A 24,181-nucleotide genomic window follows, 5' to 3' on the forward strand; every position below is an offset into this window, starting at 1 on the left:
AGTTTGAACCGCAGATCTTATTATACGACGCCAATTTTTCAAATTAAACTAGGTTCTGTGAATATTTCTAATTGATTGGCTATTTTGAGGTATTTTTTAGCGAAAATTAATAAGATTTTTGCTGGAATAGTTACTTATATTTCAAAAAATCTTATAATTTGCAGCAAAAAATAACCAAAATTAAATCTTTGTATACGATTTATGAAAATATAATAGAGGCTTTAAATCATTTTTAATAGCGGTATTTATTACTTCACCGATAAATATAACATGATCACCAGCATCGTAAGAAGCATATTTATTACACTCTATATGATAAGTTGCACCGTTTATTAAAGGGCAATCAGTTTTATTACCAAGCTCATAATCAATTTTTGTAAATTTATTAGATTGTGATTTAGCAAAATGTTTTGAGATATCAATTTGATTCTCTGCTAAAATACTAATTGCAAACTTATCACTTTTTTGAAAACTGTTGATACTAAAAGAGTTTTTATTAAGACAAAATAATATTAACGGCGGTTTTAAAGATACGGAAGTAAGAGAACTAGCAGTAAAGCCAAAAAGTTCGTTATTGCAATTTGTTGTTATAATAGTCACTCCCTGAGGGAATCGGCTCATAGCATCTTTAAATTGACTTTCTGTTACTGTCCCAGCCATTTTTTCATAATTTTGTTAATGGTTCCGTCTTTTTTTAATGAATCGATTGCCTCATTAATTTCATTAATTAGTCCTGAGTTTTTAGACATGCCTATAGCAAAATCGGATGAAAATTCTTCTAAAGTACTGCTTTCTAAATTTGAATTATTTTCTTTTAATTTTTTGCCTTGAAATTCCTCAGAAATAATAGCATCTATGACTCTGGCTTTTAATTCTTCAACCAACATTAAATGATTTGCTAAAGAATGAACTTTAATATTTATCGTCTGTGATAGATCGTGTGCTTTTTTTTCTAAAACACTACCGAGCTGTACCCCTACTATTTTATTTTCTAGATCTTTGCTATTTTGTATATTATCACCTGTTCTATATATTATGGCAAATCTTGCAGTAGCATAATTATTGGAAAAGCTGATATATTCAGCACGCTCCGTGTTACGGAAAGCTCCGCCACCGCAACATCAATATTTTCACTAACCAAAGCTGCAAGTAAACCGTTAAAGTCGAAGTTTTTTATGATAACTTTTTTATTTAGACGTTCGCTTATTGCTTTGATAATATCAATATCAATCCCAACAATCTCTCCGTCTTGGATAAATTCATAAGGAGGATTATCTGCGGCAGTACCGACTATTAAAGTTTTTTCCGTTTCTTTTTTTTCACAAGAAACTAGTAAGCAAGATAGTAAAAATATTTTCAGAAATTTCATAAAAATAATGTTTTAAGTTTGAGTATGTTCTGTGTCATCCTACGAGGCATTGCCCTTGTTGTACGGATATCAAATCGTCATTGCGAGGAAAATTACGTAGTAATTGACGAAGCAATCTCAGGATATTTGGCGAGATTGCTATGTAGCCTACGGCTGCTTGCAATAACGATGAAACCGAGCCATGCAACAAAGTCTATGGCTGCTCGCAATGACAGAAAAATCTATCCACTCGGGCAATATCTTCAAAGGAATAGCATCAAGAACTCAATTTCTCCTTTAAAAACTGATTCACAAGCGTCGGATTAGCCTTACCGCCGGTTTTTTTCATTACCTGTCCTACAAAGAAACCGAATAATTTATCCTTACCACTTCTATAACCCTCTACTGATTCAGGATTTTCAGCTATTACCTCGTCAATTACCGTGTTTAGCACGTTATTATCCGAAACTTGTACAAGTCCTTTTTCTTCTACTATTTTATCAGGTGCTTTACCGGTTTCAAACATAATTTCAAAAACGGTTTTTGCAATTTTACCGGAAATAGTATCATTTTCTATTAATTTTACCAGTTTTGCAAAGTTACTGGGGGTAATTTTGCATTCATTTATTCCTATCGATGCTTTATTTAATTGGCCAAATAATTCACTAGTTAGCCAATTAGTAAGCATTTTAGGGTTACATTCATTTGCTGCTTTCTCAAAATACTCAGCAACCGATTCATCGGCTACTATTACTTCGGCATCATATTTACTTAAGCTAAATTCCTTCGTATATTTTTCAATCTTTTGATCAGGTAGCTCAGGTAAATTTGCTTTTAGCTCATTTATTAACTCATCAGAAATAACAAGCGGTAATAAATCGGGATCAGGAAAATATCTATAATCAAGTGCTTCTTCTTTTAAACGCATAGTTCTTGTTTCGCCGCTATCGGCATTAAATAGGCGTGTTTCTTGAATTATTTCTTCACCGCTTTCAAGCAAGTCCACTTGTCTTTTAGCTTCAAATTCTATTGCTTTAATGATGTTACGAATTGAATTAATATTTTTAATTTCGCATCTTGTGCCGAGTGGTTCGCCGCTACGTCTTACTGAAATATTAGCATCGCAACGCATCGAGCCTTTTTCCATATCACCGTCACAGCTGCCAATATAACGTAACAAGTTTCTTAGCTTTTTTACAAATTCAGCTGCTTCTTCCGGTGATGATATATCAGGTTCGGTCACAATTTCCATAAGTCCAATACCGGCACGATTCAAATCGATAAAGCTGTAATGTGGTGATTGATCATGCATAGATTTACCCGCATCTTGCTCTAAATGCAAACGGTTAATACGAATAGTTTTAAGATCGCCGGTACTAGTCGGTATTTCCATAGTGCCGTTTTGTACTATAGGATAGTAAAATTGCGAAATTTGGTAACCTTGCGGCAGATCGGCATAAAAATAATTTTTACGGTCAAATACCGAATATTTATTTATTTTAGCTTTAAGCCCAAGCCCTGTTTTAATTGCTTGGTGTACACAATGCTTATTTAATACCGGTAACATCCCGGGCATTGCTGCATCGACATAGGAAACCTGCGAATTTGGATTTGCTGCAAAAATAGTACTACTTCCTGAAAAAAGCTTAGATTTTGAGGAAATTTGAGCATGGATTTCAAGCCCTATTACATATTCCCATTTCCCCGTATTACCTTCAATATATGCCATAATTAAAAACCCTTTGGTTCAAATTTAATATGTTTTACACCTGACTCAATTGTCGATGCTACTTTCAAAACATTATATTCGTCTAATTGTTTACCTATAATCTGTATCCCAAGAGGTAAACCGTGTGCCGATAATCCAGCAGGAACCGATGCACAAGGTAAACCGGCTAAACTTGCAGGAATAGTAAATAAATCGTTTAAATACATAATAGTCGGATCATTTTGTTTTTCACCAATCTTAAAAGCTGCAGTCGGGGCAGCCGGTAATAAAATGGCATCAACTTTTGCAAAAGCATTATTAAAATCGTTTGCAACTAAACGACGTACTTTTTGAGCTTTTAGATAATATGCATCCATACCACTAGATGATAGCACATATGTTCCAATCATAATACGACGTTTTACTTCCTCCCCAAATCCAGTTGATCTAGTCATTTCATACATTTCGTCAAGCGTCATATTTTCACGTTCTACTCGAAGACCGTATCTAATGCCGTCATATCTAGATAAATTTGAAGAAGCTTCAGCCGGGGCTATTACGTAATAAACAGCAACACCGTATTTAGCATGCGGCAAAGTAATATCAACTATTTCAGCACCGGCGTTTTTAAGTAGTTCTATGGTATCCTGCCACATTTTCATAATATCAGGTTCAATAATACTGCCCTCACCAAGGCTAAGAGGTACGCCTATCTTCATATTTTTCATAGAACTTCCGATAGCGGATTGTAGCTCTGGAACTTCTGCTTTAATCGAAGTAGAATCTTTTTCGTCAAACCCCATCATCGCTTCAAGCATAATGCTACTGTCTAAAACGCTTCTAGTAAATATTCCTGCTTGATCAAGGGAGCTAGCAAACGATATCATTCCGTATCTTGAGCAACGACCATATGTCGGTTTAAAACCGACTAAACCCGTAAAGCTTGCAGGTTGACGTACCGAGCCGCCCGTATCGCTACCAAGAGCAGCAGATGCCATAAATCCGCTAACTGCTGCAGCTGAACCGCCTGAAGAACCGCCTGGAACTAAATCAGCATTATCATCATTTGCTTTCCAAGGGCTAATTACATTTCCAAAACAACTAGTGATATTTGCTGAACCCATAGCAAACTCATCCATATTGGTTTTGCCGAGCATCACACCGCCCTTATCAAAAATATTTTGTGTAACACTTGATTCATAATTAGGTATAAAATTTTTCAGTATATTAGAACATGCCGTAGTTCTAATTCCTTTCGTGCAGAAAAGATCTTTAGCGGCAAACGGGATACCCTCAAGGGTTCTTGCGTTATTTTGAGCATAATTTTGATCGGCTGCTTCAGCCTGTTTTAAAGCTAAGTCAAAAGTGTCGGTAACATAAGCATTTAGGTTTCTATGCTTCTCTATTTGTTTAATATGTGCACCTATTAATTCCGTACTTGTAAAATCTTTATTTTTTAGACCTTTTATACTGTCTGCTACTGTTAGTTTGTTTAGTTCCGTCATAATTATTCAACAACCTTTGGAGTGATAAAATATTTTACTTCTTTAGCCAGCTGAGCACTATTTCCACTTACATTATCAAATAACTCACTTGATAAATCAGAACTTGTAACGGCGTCCTCTCGCATTCTAGCATTCATATTACAAACCGAAGTTAAAGGCTCTATATCTTTGCAATCTATTTCATTTAAAATATCGATCATATCCATAATAGTACTAAGCTGAGTAAAAAATTTTTCTACAGTATCTTCTTCAAATTTTAATCTAGCTAATTTTGCTATTTTCTGTGCTTCTTCTTTTGTTATCATAGTTTTATTATTTTGAGTGGTATAGTCTGATGTTATTCCTGTGAAGGCTTGCCTGTTTGTAACGGTATTTCTGTCGTCCTGCGACTTGTGAGCTAGATCCTGGATACAGCCTGTGATACAAGGTTCTATAGCCGATTTTATTGCATGACTCATTTATTTTATTAAGGCAAAAAAGCTAATTAGTTATTTTTTCTAAAATTATCTTATTATCAAAACCACCATTAACTTTCTTTTTGTTTTTTAATTTTTAATATATCTTTTAGTTTATAGCCATTAATATTACAGATTGTTTCAAGTATTTCTAATATATCGGCAACTTCTCCATATACTCATCTTGTAAAATTTCCTCTATTTCTTCTAGTAGTTTATTTTTTAATAATTCTTTATACTCATATGATTCAGCAATATGAGTAACTGGTATCCTGCCTGATTTTAAGATAATTTCTGGAATTAAATCTCTAACTAATTTTGTCATTTTATTTTGTCAGTATAGATTCAATGTATGTCATTCTCGCGTAGCATTGTTGCATGGATCGATTTTTCTGGATTGCCACGCCGCTTTTCTCCTCGCAAGGTATTGTTGCGTGGATCAATTCCACTGCTGTCATTCCGCGACTTGATTGTGGGATCCAGTTATAAAATTATTAGTATTTTTTATTGTTTTTATAGACCCTGTGGTCAAGCCACGGGGTGACACAGTGGATTTTACCGGCCCACGCAACAATGGCCTCCTCGCAATGATGATTTAGTATCCACGAAACAAATCTAAAGCAGGAATGACATAGAAAATTAAACAGTCATTATTTCTTGTTCTTTTTGTTTTATTACCGAGTCAACTTTACTACTATAATCATCGGTTAGCTTTTGTACTTGTTCAGATAAGCTATGATGCTCATCTTTTGCGATAACGTTATCCTTTTCTAGCTTTTTAAGTGCTTCATTGCCGTCTCTTCTAATATTACGTAATGAAATTTTAGTATCTTCACCGTATTTATGAGCAAGTTTTACCAGTTCTGTACGTCTTTCTTCAGTTAAAGCCGGTATCGGCAGTCTGATTAATTGACCGTCCGTTGCAGGAGTTAAGCCAAGATTTGCTATCGTAATTCCTTTCTCTACCGATGATACCATAGATTTATCCCAAACCTGCACGTTAATTGTTCGTGCATCAGGGGTGGATAGAGAAGCAACTTGTGAAAGCGGCATTTTACTCCCGTAAGCTTCCACGGTTACGCTATCAAGTAAATTCACTGAAGCTCTACCGGTACGTAGCCCTTTAAGTTCATGATCTAAAACTTTTAGAGCTTTCTCCATCTTTTCTTGTAAGTTTTTCTTTAAATGCTCTTTATCCATCTTTATTTATCCATATATTATTAGTACACGAATTGAGACATTGTTATATGTATTAGGAAATGTCCCCGATGTAATTCCCGCGTAGATTGGTTTTTCCGTCATTGCAAGGACAAACTATAAGTTTTGACGAAGCAACCTAGTAAAAAATTCTGATCTACAGAATTTTTTATTATTTTTTCTAGATTGCCACGCAGCCTACAGCTGCTCGCAATGACGATTTAGTCTCTACGCAACAACACCTATGCGGAAATGACATAAAAATCATACAACAATTCACACTACAATATATTATTCCTCAATTGTCGTATGTTCCCCCTTATCTTGTATTACTCTAGCAAAATTTCCCTGTTCTTTTATCGAAAATACCCTTATAGGTAATTTATTTTCTCTTGCAACTGCAATAGCTGCCGTATCCATGACTTGCAGGTTATTAGTTATAACATCTTTATAGCTAATAGTGAAATATTTTTTAGCATCCGGATTTTTTTTAGGGTCGGAATCATATACACCGTCAACCTGAGTTGCTTTTAATAAAATATCGCAATTCATTTCGATTGCGCGAAGTACTGCGGCACTATCGGTTGTACAAAACGGGTTACCCGTACCGCCGGCAAAAATTACTACACGCTTTTTTTCCATATGTCTTTTAGCTTTGCGGCGAATATAAGGTTCGCACACGCTCATCATAGGAATAGCCGATAGAACTCTTGTATAGATATTGAGGCTTTCCATAACGTTTTGTAAAGTTAAAGCATTAATCACCGTTGCAAGCATACCTATATAATCCGCTGAAGCTCGGTCCATACCGACAAGTGCTGCATTAATCCCGCGGTAAATATTTCCACCGCCGACTACAATAGCGACTTCTACTCCTAAATCGATAACTTCTTTAATATCGATGGCAATCTTTTTTATTACGTCATATTCATGCCCAAATTGCTTATCTCCCATTAAAGCTTCCCCTGACACTTTAAGTAAAACTTTTTTATACTTTAGAGCGTTTATATCTGATATCATTTTCTGCTTCAAGTTGTTTTTAATATCTGCTTAATTTTTTTAATCATTATACCTCTTTGTAGGTCGGTAATCGATGATTTATTGAGTGCATGCACTAATAACATATTATTATTTATATCAAGTGTTACTGTACCTGGAGTTAGAGTAATCGAATTACCATAAATTATTTCGCCTATTTCTTCTAGCCCTTCTGCGTCAACCCATTCAAAAACTGGCTCTATTCCTATCTTTCTTTGCCAAATTATTTTAATAACCGCGAAAGCCGATTTCCATATTTCTAATAATAACCAAGGAAAATATAATATAAATTTAATTTTAGTGAGCATTAACATTTTCGGTTAATTTGATATTTGAAGTAAAAGGTATTAGTAGCATTATAAATACAAATAACAGCCCTATCATATTAAATATATTATTTATTGCAATTACAAAAGCATCATGATTTAATTTGTTTGCTAATAACAAATATGATGCTTTTTCGGGATTTAAAACTTTTCCGCTTAATAATTCAGTATAAGAATCTAGTTGTTCTAATGCTATTATAGAAGTAGACGAGATATTTTCCGATAAATATTGCATAAAGGTTTTAGTATCATTAGTAAGTATAGTACTGATTATTGCAAGCCCTACCGCTCCTCCTAAATTACGAGTAAGATTATAAAGCCCGCTAGCGTTACCTACTCTTTCTTTTGGCATATTGCCAAGAGCTATATTATTAGTCGGTATAAAACAAAACATTAATGAAAGCCCTCTAACAAATTGAGGAAGCACAAATGCAGCAAATTTAGAATCAGGCGTTAGAAAACTATTCAAATGACATCCAAGAGCAAACCCTCCAAGACCTATAATAAGCATCAGGCGTAAATCTACCCCTAACCCTAACATTCTACCGGCGAGTGGTGCAGATAAAAATTGTGCTCCGCCCGTCACCATCATAGTAGCCCCGATTTGTAATGTATCATATCCGGCAATAGTAAAGAGAAATAGCGGTAATATATATACTGCCCCGTATAATCCGATACCCATAACGAACGAATAAAGGCAACCAAAAGTAAAGTCTTTATAAAGAAATGTTTTTAAGTCTAAAATTGGATTAATAAAGGTTAGTTCTCTAATGATTAATAAAATAAAACCTAAAACTACTGTAATACTTAAGAATAATATTAAATTATCCTCAAGCCAACCTTTTTTGTTTCCTTCTTCTAACACATACTGTAATAAGCCAAGCGTTAAAGCCATTAATAATATACCGAGAAAATCAAAATTTTTCAGTAATTTATAATTTGGTTTATCAAAATCCCCATATAAAAAAACTACCGTACATACGAAAATACCGGGTATGACGTTTAATAAAAACATAAAATGCCATGATAAAATCTCCGTAATATATCCACCGAGTGTAGGTCCTAAAGTAGGGGCAACAGTTACGACAAGTCCAATTAAGATAGTAACGATAGGACGTTGCGATGCAGGAAAAAGTATAAAAACGGTACTAAAGACCGTCGGTATCATAGCACCGCCAAAAAAGCCTTGTAATGCTCTAAAGATAATCATGGATTCAATATTAGTTGCAAGCGAACATAATACGCTCATAACCGTAAACCCTAAAGCTGCAATAAAATAAGAAATTCTAGTAGTAAGTAACCTTGCTAAAAAGCCGGTAATAGGAATAATGATAACTTCAGCTATTAAGTACGATGTTTGAACCCAAGAAAGTTCATCGCTTGAAGCGGCAAGACCGGCAGCTATTACGGATAATGAGCTAGCGACAATTTGAATATCAAGTACCGACATAAACATGCCGACAACCATACCAAAAAAAGCAAATAATTGCTTTTTAGAAAGAGCAGGCGGTTGTAAATTATCATTTGACATAATTAAATTATACAGTTTAAATTAAATAAAGTTAATAAGTGACATATATGTTTAAAATAAAAAATCATCGTACAACTGTTAATTTTTAATTAAACTATTGATTAGGATATAAGTAGACAAGACATAATATATGGTAATCATTTTATTTATATTTAGCAAATAATAAATATGTGATTGATTTATGAAAAATATTTACTATAATGTCAATTAACTATAATTGATTTATCAATATGCAAAACCCAGCACAAAAAGTTATATCTTTTTCAGAGCATAAATCTGATATAGAACGCATAAAGAAATCAATAGAAGAGGGGTGGGCGATAGTAAAGCTAGTACCTAATAACGACCGTTTTATCGGACTTTTAGAAAAGATTTCGCATGCTGAAGATGAAACAATCTATATTCCTCCAAGAAAAAAGATAATAGTTAATTAACACAAATAGCGAATTATTACATAATCTGCTATTCGGCTTAAGAAGTTGAATATAAAAGGTGACAATTGGCTTTCACTTTTTATATAAAGCTAAGTATATATTATTTTTTAGCAACAACTTATAATTCTTTACAAAATATAATGGTGGAATTACCTAAAAAAGGTAGTTTTGTTTTACCCCATGCTTAAAAAGACCTTATTGTCATTTCCGTGTAGCATTGGTGTTGTTGCATGGATTAATTCCACCCTGTCATCCTAGCTCATTTGTAGCGAGATCCAGTTTAAAATACTCAGGTGACCTTGCGGTTAATAAAGTGCATTACCGCAGTTGCTGCAATCTGGCCTATATTTATTGGTTCAGGGAATCACGAATGGCGTCATATTCTCTTGTTACCGTCCTGCTCTAAACGACTGTAAGCACTTAGCAATATCCCGTTATTAGAATTTAAAGTTGGAGTAACGCTCCCCGCTATTTTATTCTCTATCTTCTGCCCTAAACCAGATAGTGCGTTGTTATTTACAGCATTTACTGCAAGTTCCGTTACTTTCTCTATCGCTATCATCTTTGCCAGCTGTACTCCCGATGCTTTCGCTAGCTCTATGATGGTCTTAAAAAAGTTTCCCACTTCAATCTTTCAAGCATTTTGATAGTTCAATACTCATAGGTCTTATTGGTAAAGGTTTATTTTCTGCTATAGCTTGCTGACGTTCTTTCGTGATTGCTTCCCAGCATCTGTAATCTTCATCTTGTCTTTTCATTAAATCAAATTGGGCAAGGTAGGTATTTAGCTTTTCTTGAGCCTTTGTCACTTCTCCATCTTTAGCGTGTAAAAATTCTATTAAATGCGGGACATCTTCTGGAAATAGTCTTGGATTACACATTTGTATATAAGGTACTATCAATAACCAACCTAAATTACGTCTATCCTCTTTAGAATATTTAGGATAATGTATATATTTTTCATCATCCATAAAAACATAATCGAAATATTCTTCTAATATTTCTCCAGTATCATATAATTCACCTAAATTTTCTAAGGTTATATCTTCTACTGCTTTAAATTCTACAGAATCAAAGAAATATAAATCTATATATTCTTGAAGTGTTTTTCTGATATATGCATCTTCTTCATTTATTTTTGCATACCATAATTTATCTGTCATTGTTTAGTTCATTTTGTTATTCTAATAATTTATACCGCTTCGAGGTTTCATTAAAGTTTTTATTACCTTATTTGCATATTTTTGTTGTGATTAGGTTATTTTTTAAAACAGCATCTCTCTCTATTTCTTGATATGTCCTTACATGAGCTACATTACCACTTGTATTATCAAATATTACAAACTGGTCATTTTTTATATCAACAGCAATAAGTTTTTCAGTATCATTACTTATTTTATAAGCATTTTTTAAAACCGCTTTAGGTTCTTTAGATGCTGGACTTTTTGACCACTTGAATTGAGGGTGATAATAAATGATTAGTATTTTAAGTTATTTTTTTGGATATCGTGGTCAAGCCACGGTATGACACGAAAGCGTTTTTCTACACATTATTAGTATATCAGGTTCTACCACGCCTATCACAAATAGGGCTATAGTTTTATTTAGAAGATGGTGCCAATGTGGGGATTTGAACCCCAGACCTACGCATTACGAATGCGCCGCTCTACCAGCTGAGCTACATCGGCTGAAATATGATTATATTATGCTGAGATACGGATTCCTACGAGACATGTTTCGTCATTGCGAGCGACGACTGACAAGGAGCGTGGCAATCCAATAAAAAATTTTAAAATGCTAAAAGACTAGCATCCTTAATTGGACCCCGTGGTCAAGCCACGGGGTGACAATGAGACATCTTTATAAATGCGTCGAAAATCTTAAATGGAAATGCTGCGTATCGTCATATTTCTTCTTCTTAACCGGGAAACCCCAATCCATTCTGATTGGTGCAAAACGTGTTACCCAAATAAAGCCGAAACCAATGGAAGCTCTAAGAGATTTATCGTTATAAAAACCGTTTGGAGTTTGATATTGTTTCTTATTTAGGCCTACTCCCCAAACGCTTCCTAAATCCATAAAGACTGTACCGGTTAAATTAAATTCCTCAGGTATAGGTGTTGGGAAATTAAGCTCTGTTGAGAATGTGTAATATCGCTCACCACCAAGTCCTTCGTTAGTGACCTTTTCACGAGGTCCTACACCACCGCTTGCAAAGCCTCTTAAACTATAATCACCTAAATTAAAGCGATCGGAAATTCTAATAATTTTTCCTCCAAGGCTTGCAATATCGCCTCCGGAAGCAGATAATTTTAAAGTAAGCTTGTTATGTATGAAAGATTTATAATATTTACCGTCAACTTCATGCTTTATATATTTGTTATCACCTCCAACGCCGGCAAATTCTTGTGTGCCACTTACTAAATAACCGTTCTTTGGAACAATTTTATTATCGGTTTGATCATAAGTAATAGTATGTCCTATAGCAGAAGTAATGAATCTTCCCATTTGCTCCTTTAAGAATATTGAGCTTGATGGAGTTGGAGCACTTAAAGTATCACGTTTGATTAAATAATCTATTTCGTGACCTAAATCCTCTTTAATTTCATAACCAAGAGAAGTTTTGACTCCTATAGAGTGTAACTTATAGCGTTGATCAGTTGTATTTAATACACTAGCACCGCGTCCGGTATAGTTTCTAAATGTGTTTACGCCAAGTGATAAATCACGATCTAAAAAGTGCGGTGCGGTAATACCACCGTAATAGCTTGTAGTGTTTTTACTTATTTGTACACCGGCATTAAGCAGTTTCCCGGTACCGACTAAATTACGCTCTAAGAAAGCGAAACGTCCGAATAAACCGCCGGCAGTATTATATCCTAAATCAAAACCTATAGAGGAAGTAGATTTTTCATCAACTTCAACGTTAACATCATATTTATCTTTAGCTTTAGTCGGAGCTAAGTTAATTGCTACTTTCTCAAAATAATCTAAATTTCTAAGATTACGCTCACCTTTTTCAATATATGAACGATTAATTATATCACCTTCTTCTATTTTAAATTCTCTTCTTATAACAGGGTCTTCGGTTTTAAGGTTATTAATAATATTAATTTTATTAATATAAACCTTATCGGCTTTTTCAATAATAAATTTAATATCTGCAGTATGATTAGCATTTTTCATTATATCCGGATAAACATTTACCGCAGGGTAACCGTTCGCTGTAAAATATTCTCCGATTTTTTCAGCTATATCATCAACCTTTTTCATATTGAAAACCTTGCCTTGCTTAATATTAACAATTTTATTAAGCGGTGTTATATCTATATTAGTTAATTTATTGTCTATTGTAATATTACCGAAGCTATATTTTTCTCCCTCTTCAATGGAATAGGTAAGGGTGAAATATTCTTTAGTATTATTGAGTTCTGCCGATGCCGAAATTACTCTAAAATCTGCAAAACCTACAGATTGATAAAACTCTCTCAGTAATTCTTTATCATACTCCATTCTATCAGGATCGTAAGTATCGTTACTTTCTAAAAAACGAAACCAACGAGATTCTTTAGTTAAAACAATAGATTTAAGTTCTGAATCACTATAATTTTCATTACCGCTAAAATAAATATAGTTAATACCGGTTTTTGGTCCTTCTGCTATATCAAAAATAACCTTAACTCTGTTGTTTTCTAAATTTTCGATTTTAGGTGTTACCGTAGTAGCAAAACGTCCGCTACGTTTATAAATTTCTAATATTTTCTTTACATCTAATTCAATTTTAGCTTGGCTAAGAGATTCACCCGACATTGTGTAAATTTCTTTAGCGAGCATATTAGTTTTGATTTTAGAATTACCGCTAAATACTACACTACTTATAAAAGGCGTTTCAGTAACGTTAACTATTAAATTACCATCATTTGTTATATGCATATTTATATTTCTAAAAAGTGAGGTGGCATATAAACGTTTTATTACCTCATCTTCTTTAGAATTATTATAGGTTTCTCCTACCTTAAGCTTTAAATAGCTCTCAATAGTAGAACGCTCAACCCTATGATTACCTTCGATAGTTATTTTACGAATTACAGAGTCAGCTAATGAAATATGATAATAAAAAATCGTTAATAATAAAATTGTTAACTTACTAATTGATCTGATTGTCACCTAAAACCTTCTTTAAGATTTAATTTAAATTTCTGTGTTTAAACCCAATGTCATCCCGTGGCTTGACCACGGTAAAAATAATAAATTAGATACCGCGTTCAAGTCGCGGTATGACAAAGAACTGGATTTCCGCTTTTAGCTAAGAATAATACAAAGTTCTCCTAACTAATGAATTCAAACATAATTAATATACTCCACTATAGTAGATAATATAAACGAGAGCAAGCAAATCTATAATTTAGGAAAACAAATTTTGTATATCGTTGGAAACAGCAATTATAATAAGAAAAATTATGATTATTGCTCCTAATTGTAACAAAATATTTTTAGTCTTAGGATGCGGTAATTTACCTGTAATTGCTTCATATAATATAAATACTAAATGTCCGCCGTCAAGCACCGGTATAGGTAGTAAGTTAAGTAACCCTAAATTAACGGAAAGCATTGCTATAAATAACAGATACATTTGGGTTCCACCAGCTATAGATTTGCCTGACTCTTTAGCAATAGCTATCGGCCCTCCTATCTCATCGAATGAACGTTTTCCTACAATCATTTGCGATATTGCGTTTAGAGTTAAAGCAGACATATCTATAGTAGTATTAATAGCTTCCCATAATCCTCCTAAAATTCCTATTTTAGTATGAATAGGTTCATTTTTAGCTATAATACCGATGCGAAGAGTTTTCTTAACTTGCTTTTCTTCGGGAGGTGATATAATTATTTCTTGAGGCATTATATTAACGATAAATTCCTCACTTTTTCTTTCTATAGTTAAAGTAGAAGAGCTAAAACCGTTAATTAATATCTCTCTTTGCACGTCCCCGAAATCTTTAACAGACTTATCGTTAACCTTAACAATTTTATCTCCTGCTCTTAAGTCTGCTCTCTCTGCCGGTGATGAAGCTACTACATTACCTATTATAGGAGGAATCTCTGTTTTTCCAAAGTAACAATAAAAACCTGCAAATATTATTATGGCAAGTAAATAATTAATTAACGGACCTGCTGCAACGATTAAAAAACGTTCTAAACAAGATTTAGCATCAAAAGCTACTTTTTCGTTAACTTCTTTAGTCTTATCCATAAGGCTGCGATCATAGCCGTAAATCTTGACATAACCGCCAAACGGTATAAGGCAAATCTTCCACCTAACTCCTTTTTTATCGGTAATGCCTATTAGTGCTTTACCAAAACCTATCGAGAACTCCTCAACTTTTACATTAAAATATCTAGCAATACAATAATGTCCAAATTCATGGATAAATACCAAGATACTAAGTGTTATAATAAATCCTATTATAGAGAGCATAAAAATTTATAAGTTTACTAATAAATTATTTTAAGGTATACATTGTAAGGTTATAGATATCATTTCGTCGTTGTGAGTGGACGTTGCTCCTTGGTTTCCGATGTCATTCCCGCTTTCACGGGAATGACATCACGCCATATCACCTTACGCATTGACGAAAATTAAATTTTAAATTTCTTTTCTCTATGAGTTCAAATAAAATTAATAAAAAGTCGATTGCACGTATTGCAGCAGTGCAAGCTATTTATCAAAACATATTGCAAAATAACGACGATATGGATGATATCATGCAAAATGTACTTTTTTTTTATCAAAATAATAATTCTATAACAGATTTACCTGAGAATTTAAAAATATCATTAAGTATAAGTCATTTTAAAATGCTGGTAAAGTCAGTATTTGAAAATATTCATAAACTAGACGAAATTATCGACAATCATTTAACAAATGATAAAGATCCTGCACATATGCCGATCTTACTCCGAGCTTTATTGCGTGTTAGTATATGTGAGCTATTGTTTTGCCCTACTACGCCTGCTAAAGTAGTAATCAACGAATATACGGACATAGCAAATGATATGTTAAATGAGCATGAAATTGGTTTTGTTAATTCTGTATTAGATAAAATAGCAAAAGAGCATATTCGTTTAATTTGAAAAATTGGCTATAAGTACTGTGGTACTCAAGTATTATTAACGGCTTTCGTGCCTCATCTTGTGGATTCCTTGCTCTTTTCCAGATTAAACTTCGTCTACTTATTCTTCATTTATTTATAAGTATAAAAGATTTTATGACAAATAATTTAAGCGGTTATAGAAATAAATTCGTTAGAGTTAAGACTTCTAAAAAACGCACCGTCTCTTCTAGTAATTGGCTTAGACGCCAATTAAACGATCCGTATGTTGCAAAAGCACGTATAGACGGCTTTAGGTCGAGAGCTGCATATAAACTACTTGAAATTCATGAAAAATTTAAACTTTTTACTCCTAACATGAAAATTGTTGATCTAGGAGCAGCTCCTGGGGGATGGAGTCAAGTAGCTTCCAAGCTGATTAAAGCTTCGGATAATAACCTAAATAATAAAATAATCTCTATCGATGTGTTAGAAATTGAACATGTTGCTGGAGTTGAATTTGTTCAAAAGGACTTTTTTGAAGCAGATACGGAAGAATTAATTATTCAGGCTTTAGACGGTAGAGCTGATATAGTAATGAGTGATATGGCATCAAATACCATAGGTCATAAAGCTACAGACCATATAAGAACCTTACTTTTATGTGAGCAAGCTTTTGAATTTGCTTTAAAAGTACTAAAACCCTCCGGTCATTTTATTGCTAAAATTTTTCGTGGCGGTGCAGAAAATGAATTATTACATAAAGTAAAGCGTGAATTTAAAACAGTGCAACATTTTAAACCTTCATCCAGCCGCAGTGAATCTACGGAAATCTATTTAGTTGCTCTAAATAAGAAATAATGAATATGAAAGGCGAAAGGTGATTTCTGCCTATAAATTTATTTTTTTATTTAACATATTAGAGGATATAGATGATAATTACTTATATCTCCTGTTGTTTGGACTTCCTGAGCATATTCTTGATTGCAGCTTTGAAAATTATTATACATCCCAACTAAATTAGCTCCGGTTTCAGTTTCAACTATTTGATTATATAAATTATTTTTTAAATTTAGAGTATTTTTAGCATATTTTGGTGTTGCTGCTTCCCAATCATCTATGGTTAAAGTAATATTCTGTTTCAAATCAGAAAAATTAACAAGTCCATGTTTACTGATTCCGGCTATGATTTCTTCAAAGCCTTCGACTATTCCATTAATTCCTAGATATTTTGTAACTTTTTGTTTGGCAAAATTATATAAATATGATGCCCATTCTTCTGATTGTGATAGTGTTGTTTTTTTACCAGGAAGTACCATTGTTGTTTGTCCAAAATGCTTATTAGTAATATTAATAAGATTATGTTTTGCATTATATATCTTAGAATGGGTAGCTAGCTCTTTTATTGAAGTTGTTACTTTTCCGGTAAATAAATTTTTTTCTATGCCTCTTTCAATTATCGGTTTTGAGCCAGGGCTGTCAAAAGTTGTAGATTTATTAAAATGTAGGTTGCGAGAATGTATTTCTACTAAGGTTAAATCTGCAATGATTGCTCCAAGTGAATGACCGCTAGTATTAAAACTATATTCTGTGGCTTTACTTAAGCCGCCTAATTTGTTAATTATTTCATTAACAAAATCCTGAATTGGAGTTAGTTTAGTAGGTAAGTAGTGCAGCGCGATAAGCAAGTCGTCTAATAAATCATATATATTGAATTTTGTGCCGGCACTAGCAATATGAACTTCTTTAGTGTCTTTATTTATAAATGCGACGGCTTTATAAGCATATTTAGCAGTGTTGATATTATCACATGAAGCAGTCAGTATTTCCCAGCCGCTATCTGTTAATTGTTCATTGACCTTTGATGCTTTTAGCTTATAAATATTTAAATCATCTGTTTTATATGCGAGGTCTAAACCTATATAAGCAAGCTTTTTAGTGCTAATATGTTTAGAATTTTTGTACGTAGGCATATCTACCTCTTTTTGATCAATATTACCATAAAATATGGTTTTTTCTAAAAAATGTCAAGTCAAAGATTAATCTATTATTAAATAAAGGATTGATATTTGATTACTTTTGTTATATAATGCATTTACAACCATGAAATATGGTGATTTAAATTAGGAGATAGACTATGTTGAAATTATTAATACAAAACTTATTCGGAAGTAATAAACCGATTACTTACTTATCTTTAATAGAAAAAGCAAAAGCAGATTATAGTTTTTATACAAAATTAGCATCAGGAAGCTTTTTTGTAGGAGTAAGTAGTTTGTTTTCATTTAGTAGTTGGTTAAGCAAAATACCTTTAATAACATGGGGTGTTTTTGGTACTAGTTATGGGGCAAAAGGCATTATGGAGAGTAATGAACAAATAAAGCTTTTTACTCAAGCTCATGAAGCAACTAAAGTTGAAGAGTATTTGGCTACTTCGGGGTTAGGAAGTTTTGTATACGGTACTGCTATAGATAAAAACGGTATAGATAAATTTACCGGTAAATATATTGAAGGAACAAACGCTAAGATAATATCTAATGCAATAACTCGCGTACCAACCTTAAGTTTAACGGGAGACGGCGTTGGTTACAAATATAATGGTGGCTATGAAATAGTAGAATCAACAGATCGTGTGTTATATCAGGTAATACCTGGCGTGAAAGGACAATATACAAATAAATTAGTTCTAGATACTAGTATTCTTCCTTTACATGCTTGTATTATTCAGCAGCTAATACAAAATGGCTATTCAAGTGACGATATTGAAAAAGCTTTAAGTTTAGGAACTGTTGCAAAGAGAGAAAGTTACAAAGATAACCAATTAGCAGAATACAAGCCAAATTTGACAAGTAAGTTATGGCATGGTACAGAAAAAGCTATACAAAATAAAGTAGTAGAACTTTCAAAAGAAATACAGAAATATGCTGAAATAAATGAAGCTTATGAAAAATTATTTAATTATCATACTTCCAGTACTGGTGAAGAACAAGAAGAGCAGTTTTATAGCTTTGATTATAATAGTCTTAATGGTGATCAAACTCAAATCTTAGGAGATGAGGGAGATGCAGGATATATATCTGATATTGCCTAGTAACTAAATACAAAACTTTCTAAAGAGTAAGGTTATAGATCTATAACCTTACTCTTTTTTATTTAATAACCTCTTTAGCTCTCCTTTCGAAAGCTATAATCATTTTTTCGGTTGCTTTGGTAAAATAAGTGCCGATTAATTTATCCAGTATTACGGATTTCATTTTAAAATCAATAAAGAATTTTAATGCAGTTCCTGCTGTGCATGGAACAAATTGCCAAGTACTTTTTAAATATTCAAAAGGTCCTGAAATAGCTACCGTATTAATCAAATATATTCCATCATCTGTTATTTCGCTTGTAACTCGTGAGTTATATTTTTCTGAAAAGCCTTTTAACTGAATTACTAATTCAGCAATAACCTCTTGATTATTTTCTGAAATAATTCTAGAAGCAGAACACCAAGGCAAGAATTTAGGATAAGATTTTACATCCCAGACCAAATCAAACAATTCTTGCGGTTTATAGGGTAAAATTTTAGTGTGTTGAAGGCAAGGCATTAGAAATCTGTGACTTTACCTTTATGCTGCCAGTCCCCGTATCTTGTCGGTTCTAGACCTTTAACACCGCCAATTTCTTTTTCTTTTGGTAAATTTTCTTTTTCTGATATATTATTAGATATCTTTACAAACTTCGCTTCTAGAGGTAATTTAGACGTCGATCCGGTACTCACATCCTCACGTATGTCCATATACGCTGTAGTGCTGCGTTCCGTGTCTCCTGTACATTCCTCTCTATAAGCTGGTTTGGAAAGATGTCTATTATCTTTTTTATCGTCCATAGTACTAAATATATGAAATATAACCGTATTTATATTAATAGTCGTTTAGCTGAAAATAGCAAGATAGAATTAGCAAGTGATCATCATGTTCATTATGTCAAAACGGTGCTACGTCTTAAAGTAAATGATGGCTTACGTCTCTTTAACGGTACGGATGGAGAATTTCTAGCACAAATTAACGATATAGGTAAAAATAACCTATCGGTTAGACTTAAAGAACAGTTAAAAAAGCCTTATACAGAATCTACGTTAACTCTTGCTGTTGCTATAATAAAGCAAGATAAATTAATGCTTGCAATAAATATGGCTACGCAACTCGGTATAACTAAAATTATTCCGTTAATTACTAGGTGGTGTCAATTTAGATCGGTAAATATCGAACGTTTAACAAAATGTGTTATTGAGGCAACAGAGCAATCAGAACGTCTTACTCCCCCGATAATTGAAAAAGCTATCACAATACAAGATTACCTAAAAAAGAATAATAATTTGATGTTATATGCTAATGAACATGAAAAAGAAGAAAATTCTATATTACGAATTTCATCATCACTTAGTAATAGTGATATAACTATTATTGTAGGACCGGAGGGAGGCTTTACTAATGATGAGCTGGAACTTCTTGCCTCATATAAGAATACAAAATCTATAAGTTTAGGAAGTAATATATTACGTGCTGAAACAGCAGCAATAACTGCTATAGCACAAGTGAGGTTGTTAGGTAGTCATTGCGAGGAAATTGCATAGCAATTGACGAAGCAATCTCAGGAGTTTGTTATGATTTCATGAGATTGCCACGCAGCCTACGGCTGCTCGCAATGACGAAAAGGTAGAGTTACTTCGCCTTTTCTATTCCGGGTTTACAAAATAGCTTACCTAAACAAAGGAAAGAATATACACCACAAAAGCCTATAGTTATATAAAGTATTGTAACAATAATTGGAGATGAGCCAAATAAAAGTGTGACTAAATTAAAATTAAATAATCCGACTAAGCCCCAATTTATAGCACCTATAGAAGATAATAAATGTACAGTAGTAATAAGTGGATTATTAGAAGTATTTATTAACATATTTAATCTCCTTTTAGTTAAACGTAAAAGACCTTGTTGTGTGGCTCATACCTCTGTCATCCCACAACTTGATAGCGGGGTCCAGTTAAAATACTAAAATTACACTAGTATTATGAGTTACATTTTTGGATCCCGTGGCGAGGCCTCGGGATGACACTACATGCGTTTTCCGAACCATGCAACAAAACTAACGTAAAATAATCATTCCTCATTTTGAGCTATATGTCTACTAAATTTTATAATTCTATAATTTATTAATCCTTCTTAAAAGTGTGATATATTACAGGTATAACAAAAATTGTAAATATAGTACCGATGCTTAATCCTCCAACTATTACAAAGCCTATAGAATTACGAGCAGCAGCACTGGCCCCGTCTGCAAAAACTAGAGGTAAAGCTCCGACTACGGCAGCAAGAGTAGTCATAAGAATTGGACGCAAGCGAAGTTTTGAGGATTCTATTATAGCTTCTTGAACCTTTACTCCTTTTGCTCTTAGCTGATTAGCAAATTCTACTATCATAATAGAATTCTTAGTAATTAATCCAATTAAAGTAATAAGTCCGATATTACTATACATATTAAGGCTATTACCGGCAAGCCAGAGAGCAAGTACACCACCGGTTATTGAGAAAGGTACGGCGAGTAATATTAATAAAGGGTCAGTAAAGCTTTCAAATTGAGCTGCAAGCACTAAATAGATAAATATAAGAGCAAACACAAATGTTATAAGCATATTACTGTCTGCCTCTCTCATTTGTTTAATTTCTCCGATATATTCAATTATAGTATTACTAGGATCAAGTAACTTAGCGGCTATTTTATTGATTTCATTAATTGCATCATCAATTTTCCTGTCAGGAGCAAGATCGGAAGAAATAGTAACGGATTTTGAATTATTATAATGACTATATGATTTTACTGATATTTTTTCCGTAATATTGGCTATCGATTCAAGCGGTAACATATTATTATTTTTTGCTCTGATTAAAATTTTACTAAAATCGCTAATATCTTTTCGATCTTTTTGATTAAATTGTAATATAACGTCATATAAATCATTACTCATTCTAAAATGCCCGATTTGTTGACCTGCAAGTAAATATTGTACCGTTTTGCCTATATTTGCCAAATCCATTCCGTATAAATAAGCCTTATCACGGTTGACTTCTATACTTATAGTCGGCATTGCCGATTGTAAATTTCTATTGACGTTTAAGAAAATAGGATTTGTTTTCATTATATCAATAAATTGTTGTGATATTTTATCTAGATCATCATATTTAAGGTTCGTTTGAATAGTAAACTCGATAGGGCTACTTGCATTCCCGCTAACCATTGAACGTGGATCCATAGCGTAAATCGACATGCCCGGTATTTCAGAAAACTGCTTATTTAACATATTCTTAATAGTTTCTTGGGAACAAGAACGCTCACCCCAATTTTTTAGAGGAATGAATCCAAAAACGTTATCGCTACCGCCTGCACCTATTACCATCAGATAACCTAATATATCTTTATAATTAGCAAGAATTTTTTCGGCTTCTTTCACTACTTTAGTAGAAGATTCTAAATTAGAACCTTCAGGACCTTTAAGAGAAACTTGTAAGAATCCATCATCTTCTTGGGGTACGAAAATTTTTTGAGTAAATTTAAAACTAATAATCAGCACTATAAATGATGATGCAATAATGATGACAAATTTCTTTTGATTGTCAAAAGTTAGCTTTAGATAGTAAATATATTTATTTTGAATAAATTGTAGAATGTCGTTAAACTTTACTAAGAATTTCGGTAAGTCCGTATTATGTTTTGTAACCATACGGCTTGACATCATAGGAGTTAAAGTTAAAGCAACAAATCCTGAGAACAAAACACAAAATGCTAAAGTCCAAGCAAATTCAATAAATAATTTCCCGATAAAACCCTCTATAAAACCCACGGGTAAAAATACGGCAGCAAGCGTAATAGTCATAGCAATGATTGCAAAGCCGATTTCTTTAGAAGCAAGCATAGCCGCTTCCATGGGTTTATGCCCCATTTCATTATATCTAAAAATGTTTTCAAGCATAACTATCGCATCATCGACCACTAAACCTATAGCAAGTATCATAGCAAGGAGCGTAAATATATTAATAGAAAATCCAAAAGCATACATTACGCTAAAAGTACCGATCAACGATACCGGAATCGTTACAAACGGAATTAAGGTAATTTTAGCAGAAGCAAGAAATAAATAAGTGACTAAAACTACTAATATTAAAGCTTCAAAAATTGTTTGAAATACTGCATAAATTGATGCTTTTACAGGTGTTGCTGCATCATATGCGATACCCATGCTTATTCCTTTGGGCATGGATTCTTTAATTCTTTCTAGTGCTTTAGTTACTTCATGTGATAAATCTATGACGTTAGCTTTTGATTCTTTTATAAGACCAAGGGCAATAGAGCTTTTGCCGTTATATCTAAAAATTATGTCCTCATCGTGAGAAGTTAAAGATATTTTTGCTATATCTCGTAATTTTATGATACCTCCGTTTTGTACTTTTAGAATAATATTACCGAATTCTTCCGGTGTAGATAAAGAACCTGCAAGAGTTACTATAAAATTATTGCTTTTTGTTTTAATCGTACCTGCGGGATAATCTTTGTTTTGCTCTTTTATTGCGGATTCAATCTCCAATAAAGAAATTTTATGTTGATATAATTTTTTAGAATCGGGTTCTATTCTCATTATATATTCCCGACCGCCGTAAATTTGTGACTGTCCTACGCTTTCAAGTTTATCTAACGGTGTTTGTAGATTATCTTCGACGATCTTTGTTAATTCTAAATCGCTATATTGATCACTTTCAATGCTTATGAAGAGGCTTGGGAAACTATCGGCATCAAGTTTTGTAACTGACGGGGTTTTCATATCTTGCGGGAACATATAAGTGATATCCGATATTTTGGCGCGGACATCGTTTAGTGCTACTTCAATATCGGTAGATAATAGAAACGATAAAGTAATACTACTTTCGCCGGTAGAACTTTGAGAAGTTATATAATCTAAATTTTTAACCGTCTTTAAAGCTTTTTCTATACGTGTCGTTATTTCTTGCTCCATATATAAGGCATCGGCACCTGCATAATGAGCTTCGACATTTATAATAGGAACTGAAATATCCGGAGTACCTCTAATTTGTAGTTTGGTAAAAAAAATTGCTCCAAGAGCTACGATAACCAAATTCAAAACTGTAGCAAAGACAGGGCGTTTAATACAAATTTTAGACAATAACATTGGATTAAAAATTTTATTCTAAATTAATGTGTATAGTGAATTATTACATAATCTGCTATTCGGTTAGAAATATTCTATATAAAAGGTGAAAGACGGTTTCCACTTTTTATGTACATTAAGGTTTTAACGATAAATTTTCACTTTAATTACTTGATTAAGATAGTTTTAACAGTATAACTGATGTAAAATGGCTACATTTTTCTATAAATTAATATAATAACGTATATATTTTAAATTTTGTAAATAACTGGCATTTGCAGTATGTGGGTAGTTTGTTATAATTAACTCACATAAAAAATATATTGATGTATATTATTGCCAGT

At 33.0% G+C, this 24,181-nt stretch carries 23 protein-coding genes, 1 tRNA gene and 1 pseudogene; 5 read left to right on the forward strand and 20 right to left on the reverse strand.

Features of this window, described 5'->3' with window-relative positions; translation table 11 throughout:
- Nucleotides 1–180: 180 nt before the first annotated feature.
- The 10 genes and pseudogenes from ACSFFC_RS03435 to ACSFFC_RS03480 all read right to left on the reverse strand — a co-directional run bounded on the left by ACSFFC_RS03435 (nucleotide 181) and on the right by ACSFFC_RS03480 (nucleotide 9,108).
- The gene (locus ACSFFC_RS03435) at nucleotides 181–660 is read right to left on the reverse strand and encodes a flavin reductase family protein (RefSeq protein ID WP_010976860.1); all 480 of its coding nucleotides are present in this window, start codon (nucleotides 658–660) and stop codon (nucleotides 181–183) included.
- A pseudogene (locus ACSFFC_RS03440) lies at nucleotides 645–1,369 on the reverse strand (ABC transporter substrate-binding protein). Before ACSFFC_RS03440 ends, ACSFFC_RS03435 begins: the two are co-directional and overlap by 16 nt.
- 256 nt (nucleotides 1,370–1,625) lie before the next feature.
- Nucleotides 1,626–3,077: an Asp-tRNA(Asn)/Glu-tRNA(Gln) amidotransferase subunit GatB gene (gene gatB, locus ACSFFC_RS03445; protein WP_014410386.1), complete on the reverse strand. Its 1,452-nt coding sequence runs from the start codon at nucleotides 3,075–3,077 to the stop codon at nucleotides 1,626–1,628.
- Nucleotides 3,078–3,079: 2 nt separating this feature from the next.
- Complete coding sequence (gatA, locus tag ACSFFC_RS03450; RefSeq protein ID WP_014410387.1) at nucleotides 3,080–4,561, reverse strand: Asp-tRNA(Asn)/Glu-tRNA(Gln) amidotransferase subunit GatA; 1,482 nt, start codon at nucleotides 4,559–4,561, stop codon at nucleotides 3,080–3,082.
- A 2-nt stretch (nucleotides 4,562–4,563) separates the two neighbouring features.
- On the reverse strand, nucleotides 4,564–4,866 hold the full coding sequence (gene gatC, locus ACSFFC_RS03455) for an Asp-tRNA(Asn)/Glu-tRNA(Gln) amidotransferase subunit GatC (RefSeq protein WP_014410388.1): 303 nt from the start codon (nucleotides 4,864–4,866) through the stop codon (nucleotides 4,564–4,566).
- 301 nt (nucleotides 4,867–5,167) lie between these two features.
- Nucleotides 5,168–5,341 carry a nucleoside triphosphate pyrophosphohydrolase family protein gene (locus ACSFFC_RS03460; protein ID WP_014410389.1) on the reverse strand — a complete coding sequence of 58 codons (174 nt, stop codon included), beginning with the start codon at nucleotides 5,339–5,341 and terminating at the stop codon, nucleotides 5,168–5,170.
- 314 nt (nucleotides 5,342–5,655) lie between these two features.
- Nucleotides 5,656–6,216 (reverse strand): ribosome recycling factor, encoded by a 561-nt coding sequence (gene frr / locus ACSFFC_RS03465; protein WP_012736453.1) that lies wholly within the window; start codon nucleotides 6,214–6,216, stop codon nucleotides 5,656–5,658.
- Nucleotides 6,217–6,504: 288 nt separating this feature from the next.
- Nucleotides 6,505–7,233 carry a UMP kinase gene (pyrH, locus tag ACSFFC_RS03470; RefSeq protein ID WP_014410390.1) on the reverse strand — a complete coding sequence of 243 codons (729 nt, stop codon included), beginning with the start codon at nucleotides 7,231–7,233 and terminating at the stop codon, nucleotides 6,505–6,507.
- 8 nt (nucleotides 7,234–7,241) lie between these two features.
- Nucleotides 7,242–7,565, reverse strand: coding sequence for a monovalent cation/H+ antiporter subunit E (locus ACSFFC_RS03475; RefSeq protein WP_004996606.1), 324 nt, complete (start codon nucleotides 7,563–7,565; stop codon nucleotides 7,242–7,244).
- Nucleotides 7,549–9,108, reverse strand: a complete 1,560-nt coding sequence (locus ACSFFC_RS03480; protein ID WP_014410391.1) for a DHA2 family efflux MFS transporter permease subunit — start codon at nucleotides 9,106–9,108, stop codon at nucleotides 7,549–7,551. The genes ACSFFC_RS03475 and ACSFFC_RS03480 overlap by 17 nt, the downstream gene beginning before the upstream one ends.
- A 230-nt stretch (nucleotides 9,109–9,338) precedes the next feature.
- On the opposite strand from ACSFFC_RS03480, the gene ACSFFC_RS03485 reads away from it, so the two are divergent.
- Nucleotides 9,339–9,542: a DUF2674 domain-containing protein gene (locus ACSFFC_RS03485; RefSeq protein WP_004996604.1), complete on the forward strand. Its 204-nt coding sequence runs from the start codon at nucleotides 9,339–9,341 to the stop codon at nucleotides 9,540–9,542.
- Between the two features lie 376 nt (nucleotides 9,543–9,918).
- On the opposite strand, the gene ACSFFC_RS03490 is transcribed toward ACSFFC_RS03485, so the two are convergent.
- The 5 genes from ACSFFC_RS03490 to rseP all read right to left on the reverse strand — a co-directional run bounded on the left by ACSFFC_RS03490 (nucleotide 9,919) and on the right by rseP (nucleotide 15,021).
- On the reverse strand, nucleotides 9,919–10,104 hold the full coding sequence (locus ACSFFC_RS03490; RefSeq protein ID WP_014273210.1) for a hypothetical protein: 186 nt from the start codon (nucleotides 10,102–10,104) through the stop codon (nucleotides 9,919–9,921).
- A 64-nt stretch (nucleotides 10,105–10,168) separates the two neighbouring features.
- Nucleotides 10,169–10,705 carry a hypothetical protein gene (locus tag ACSFFC_RS03495; protein WP_014410393.1) on the reverse strand — a complete coding sequence of 179 codons (537 nt, stop codon included), beginning with the start codon at nucleotides 10,703–10,705 and terminating at the stop codon, nucleotides 10,169–10,171.
- 449 nt (nucleotides 10,706–11,154) lie between these two features.
- Nucleotides 11,155–11,230: transfer RNA gene (locus ACSFFC_RS03500), tRNA-Thr, on the reverse strand.
- Nucleotides 11,231–11,402: 172 nt separating this feature from the next.
- Nucleotides 11,403–13,709, reverse strand: coding sequence for an outer membrane protein assembly factor BamA (gene bamA / locus ACSFFC_RS03505; protein ID WP_014410394.1), 2,307 nt, complete (start codon nucleotides 13,707–13,709; stop codon nucleotides 11,403–11,405).
- A 238-nt stretch (nucleotides 13,710–13,947) separates the two neighbouring features.
- Nucleotides 13,948–15,021 carry an RIP metalloprotease RseP gene (gene rseP, locus ACSFFC_RS03510; RefSeq protein ID WP_014410395.1) on the reverse strand — a complete coding sequence of 358 codons (1,074 nt, stop codon included), beginning with the start codon at nucleotides 15,019–15,021 and terminating at the stop codon, nucleotides 13,948–13,950.
- A 185-nt stretch (nucleotides 15,022–15,206) separates the two neighbouring features.
- Between rseP and nusB the strand changes: the two genes are divergently transcribed.
- Together nusB and ACSFFC_RS03520 are read left to right on the forward strand one after the other, a co-directional pair.
- Complete coding sequence (nusB, locus tag ACSFFC_RS03515; RefSeq protein WP_014410396.1) at nucleotides 15,207–15,677, forward strand: transcription antitermination factor NusB; 471 nt, start codon at nucleotides 15,207–15,209, stop codon at nucleotides 15,675–15,677.
- Nucleotides 15,678–15,811: 134 nt separating this feature from the next.
- Nucleotides 15,812–16,495, forward strand: a complete 684-nt coding sequence (locus ACSFFC_RS03520) for an RlmE family RNA methyltransferase (RefSeq protein ID WP_014410397.1) — start codon at nucleotides 15,812–15,814, stop codon at nucleotides 16,493–16,495.
- Nucleotides 16,496–16,545: 50 nt separating this feature from the next.
- On the opposite strand, the gene rlip is transcribed toward ACSFFC_RS03520, so the two are convergent.
- Nucleotides 16,546–17,607, reverse strand: coding sequence for a secreted effector lipase Rlip (gene rlip / locus ACSFFC_RS03525; RefSeq protein ID WP_014410398.1), 1,062 nt, complete (start codon nucleotides 17,605–17,607; stop codon nucleotides 16,546–16,548).
- A 164-nt stretch (nucleotides 17,608–17,771) separates the two neighbouring features.
- On the opposite strand from rlip, the gene srfB reads away from it, so the two are divergent.
- Nucleotides 17,772–18,725, forward strand: a complete 954-nt coding sequence (srfB, locus tag ACSFFC_RS03530) for an effector protein SrfB (RefSeq protein WP_014410399.1) — start codon at nucleotides 17,772–17,774, stop codon at nucleotides 18,723–18,725.
- 58 nt (nucleotides 18,726–18,783) lie between these two features.
- Here srfB and ACSFFC_RS03535 read toward each other — a convergent pair whose 3' ends face one another.
- Nucleotides 18,784–19,224 (reverse strand): type II toxin-antitoxin system RatA family toxin, encoded by a 441-nt coding sequence (locus ACSFFC_RS03535; RefSeq protein WP_004996594.1) that lies wholly within the window; start codon nucleotides 19,222–19,224, stop codon nucleotides 18,784–18,786.
- Entirely contained in the window at nucleotides 19,224–19,505 is a 282-nt protein-coding gene (locus ACSFFC_RS03540; RefSeq protein ID WP_004996593.1) for a DUF1674 domain-containing protein, read from the reverse strand. Before ACSFFC_RS03540 ends, ACSFFC_RS03535 begins: the two co-directional genes overlap by 1 nt.
- A 12-nt stretch (nucleotides 19,506–19,517) precedes the next feature.
- Between ACSFFC_RS03540 and ACSFFC_RS03545 the strand changes: the two genes are divergently transcribed.
- On the forward strand, nucleotides 19,518–20,252 hold the full coding sequence (locus tag ACSFFC_RS03545; RefSeq protein ID WP_004996584.1) for a 16S rRNA (uracil(1498)-N(3))-methyltransferase: 735 nt from the start codon (nucleotides 19,518–19,520) through the stop codon (nucleotides 20,250–20,252).
- An 88-nt stretch (nucleotides 20,253–20,340) separates the two neighbouring features.
- Here the strand turns inward: ACSFFC_RS03545 and ACSFFC_RS03550 are convergent, their stop codons facing one another.
- Both ACSFFC_RS03550 and ACSFFC_RS03555 read right to left on the reverse strand, forming a co-directional pair.
- Entirely contained in the window at nucleotides 20,341–20,577 is a 237-nt protein-coding gene (locus tag ACSFFC_RS03550) for a DUF378 domain-containing protein (RefSeq protein ID WP_014410400.1), read from the reverse strand.
- A gap of 254 nt (nucleotides 20,578–20,831) precedes the next feature.
- Nucleotides 20,832–23,858: an efflux RND transporter permease subunit gene (locus ACSFFC_RS03555; protein ID WP_014410401.1), complete on the reverse strand. Its 3,027-nt coding sequence runs from the start codon at nucleotides 23,856–23,858 to the stop codon at nucleotides 20,832–20,834.
- Nucleotides 23,859–24,181 lie beyond the last annotated feature (323 nt).

Source organism: Rickettsia parkeri, assembly GCF_051427245.1.
In the GTDB taxonomy this organism is placed as follows: Bacteria; Pseudomonadota; Alphaproteobacteria; order Rickettsiales; family Rickettsiaceae; genus Rickettsia; species Rickettsia rickettsii.

Coding starts and splice junctions, on each gene's coding strand:
- ACSFFC_RS03435 (WP_010976860.1), bottom strand. CDS start 660: ATGGCTGGGACAGTAACAGAAAGTCAATTTAAAGATGCTATGAGCCGA.
- gatB (WP_014410386.1), bottom strand. CDS start 3,077: ATGGCATATATTGAAGGTAATACGGGGAAATGGGAATATGTAATAGGG.
- gatA (WP_014410387.1), bottom strand. CDS start 4,561: ATGACGGAACTAAACAAACTAACAGTAGCAGACAGTATAAAAGGTCTA.
- gatC (WP_014410388.1), bottom strand. CDS start 4,866: ATGATAACAAAAGAAGAAGCACAGAAAATAGCAAAATTAGCTAGATTA.
- ACSFFC_RS03460 (WP_014410389.1), bottom strand. CDS start 5,341: ATGACAAAATTAGTTAGAGATTTAATTCCAGAAATTATCTTAAAATCA.
- frr (WP_012736453.1), bottom strand. CDS start 6,216: ATGGATAAAGAGCATTTAAAGAAAAACTTACAAGAAAAGATGGAGAAA.
- pyrH (WP_014410390.1), bottom strand. CDS start 7,233: ATGATATCAGATATAAACGCTCTAAAGTATAAAAAAGTTTTACTTAAA.
- ACSFFC_RS03475 (WP_004996606.1), bottom strand. CDS start 7,565: ATGTTAATGCTCACTAAAATTAAATTTATATTATATTTTCCTTGGTTA.
- ACSFFC_RS03480 (WP_014410391.1), bottom strand. CDS start 9,108: ATGTCAAATGATAATTTACAACCGCCTGCTCTTTCTAAAAAGCAATTA.
- ACSFFC_RS03485 (WP_004996604.1), top strand. CDS start 9,339: ATGCAAAACCCAGCACAAAAAGTTATATCTTTTTCAGAGCATAAATCT.
- ACSFFC_RS03490 (WP_014273210.1), bottom strand. CDS start 10,104: ATGATAGCGATAGAGAAAGTAACGGAACTTGCAGTAAATGCTGTAAAT.
- ACSFFC_RS03495 (WP_014410393.1), bottom strand. CDS start 10,705: ATGACAGATAAATTATGGTATGCAAAAATAAATGAAGAAGATGCATAT.
- rseP (WP_014410395.1), bottom strand. CDS start 15,021: ATGCTCTCTATAATAGGATTTATTATAACACTTAGTATCTTGGTATTT.
- nusB (WP_014410396.1), top strand. CDS start 15,207: ATGAGTTCAAATAAAATTAATAAAAAGTCGATTGCACGTATTGCAGCA.
- ACSFFC_RS03520 (WP_014410397.1), top strand. CDS start 15,812: ATGACAAATAATTTAAGCGGTTATAGAAATAAATTCGTTAGAGTTAAG.
- rlip (WP_014410398.1), bottom strand. CDS start 17,607: ATGCCTACGTACAAAAATTCTAAACATATTAGCACTAAAAAGCTTGCT.
- srfB (WP_014410399.1), top strand. CDS start 17,772: ATGTTGAAATTATTAATACAAAACTTATTCGGAAGTAATAAACCGATT.
- ACSFFC_RS03535 (WP_004996594.1), bottom strand. CDS start 19,224: ATGCCTTGCCTTCAACACACTAAAATTTTACCCTATAAACCGCAAGAA.
- ACSFFC_RS03540 (WP_004996593.1), bottom strand. CDS start 19,505: ATGGACGATAAAAAAGATAATAGACATCTTTCCAAACCAGCTTATAGA.
- ACSFFC_RS03545 (WP_004996584.1), top strand. CDS start 19,518: ATGAAATATAACCGTATTTATATTAATAGTCGTTTAGCTGAAAATAGC.
- ACSFFC_RS03550 (WP_014410400.1), bottom strand. CDS start 20,577: ATGTTAATAAATACTTCTAATAATCCACTTATTACTACTGTACATTTA.
- ACSFFC_RS03555 (WP_014410401.1), bottom strand. CDS start 23,858: ATGTTATTGTCTAAAATTTGTATTAAACGCCCTGTCTTTGCTACAGTT.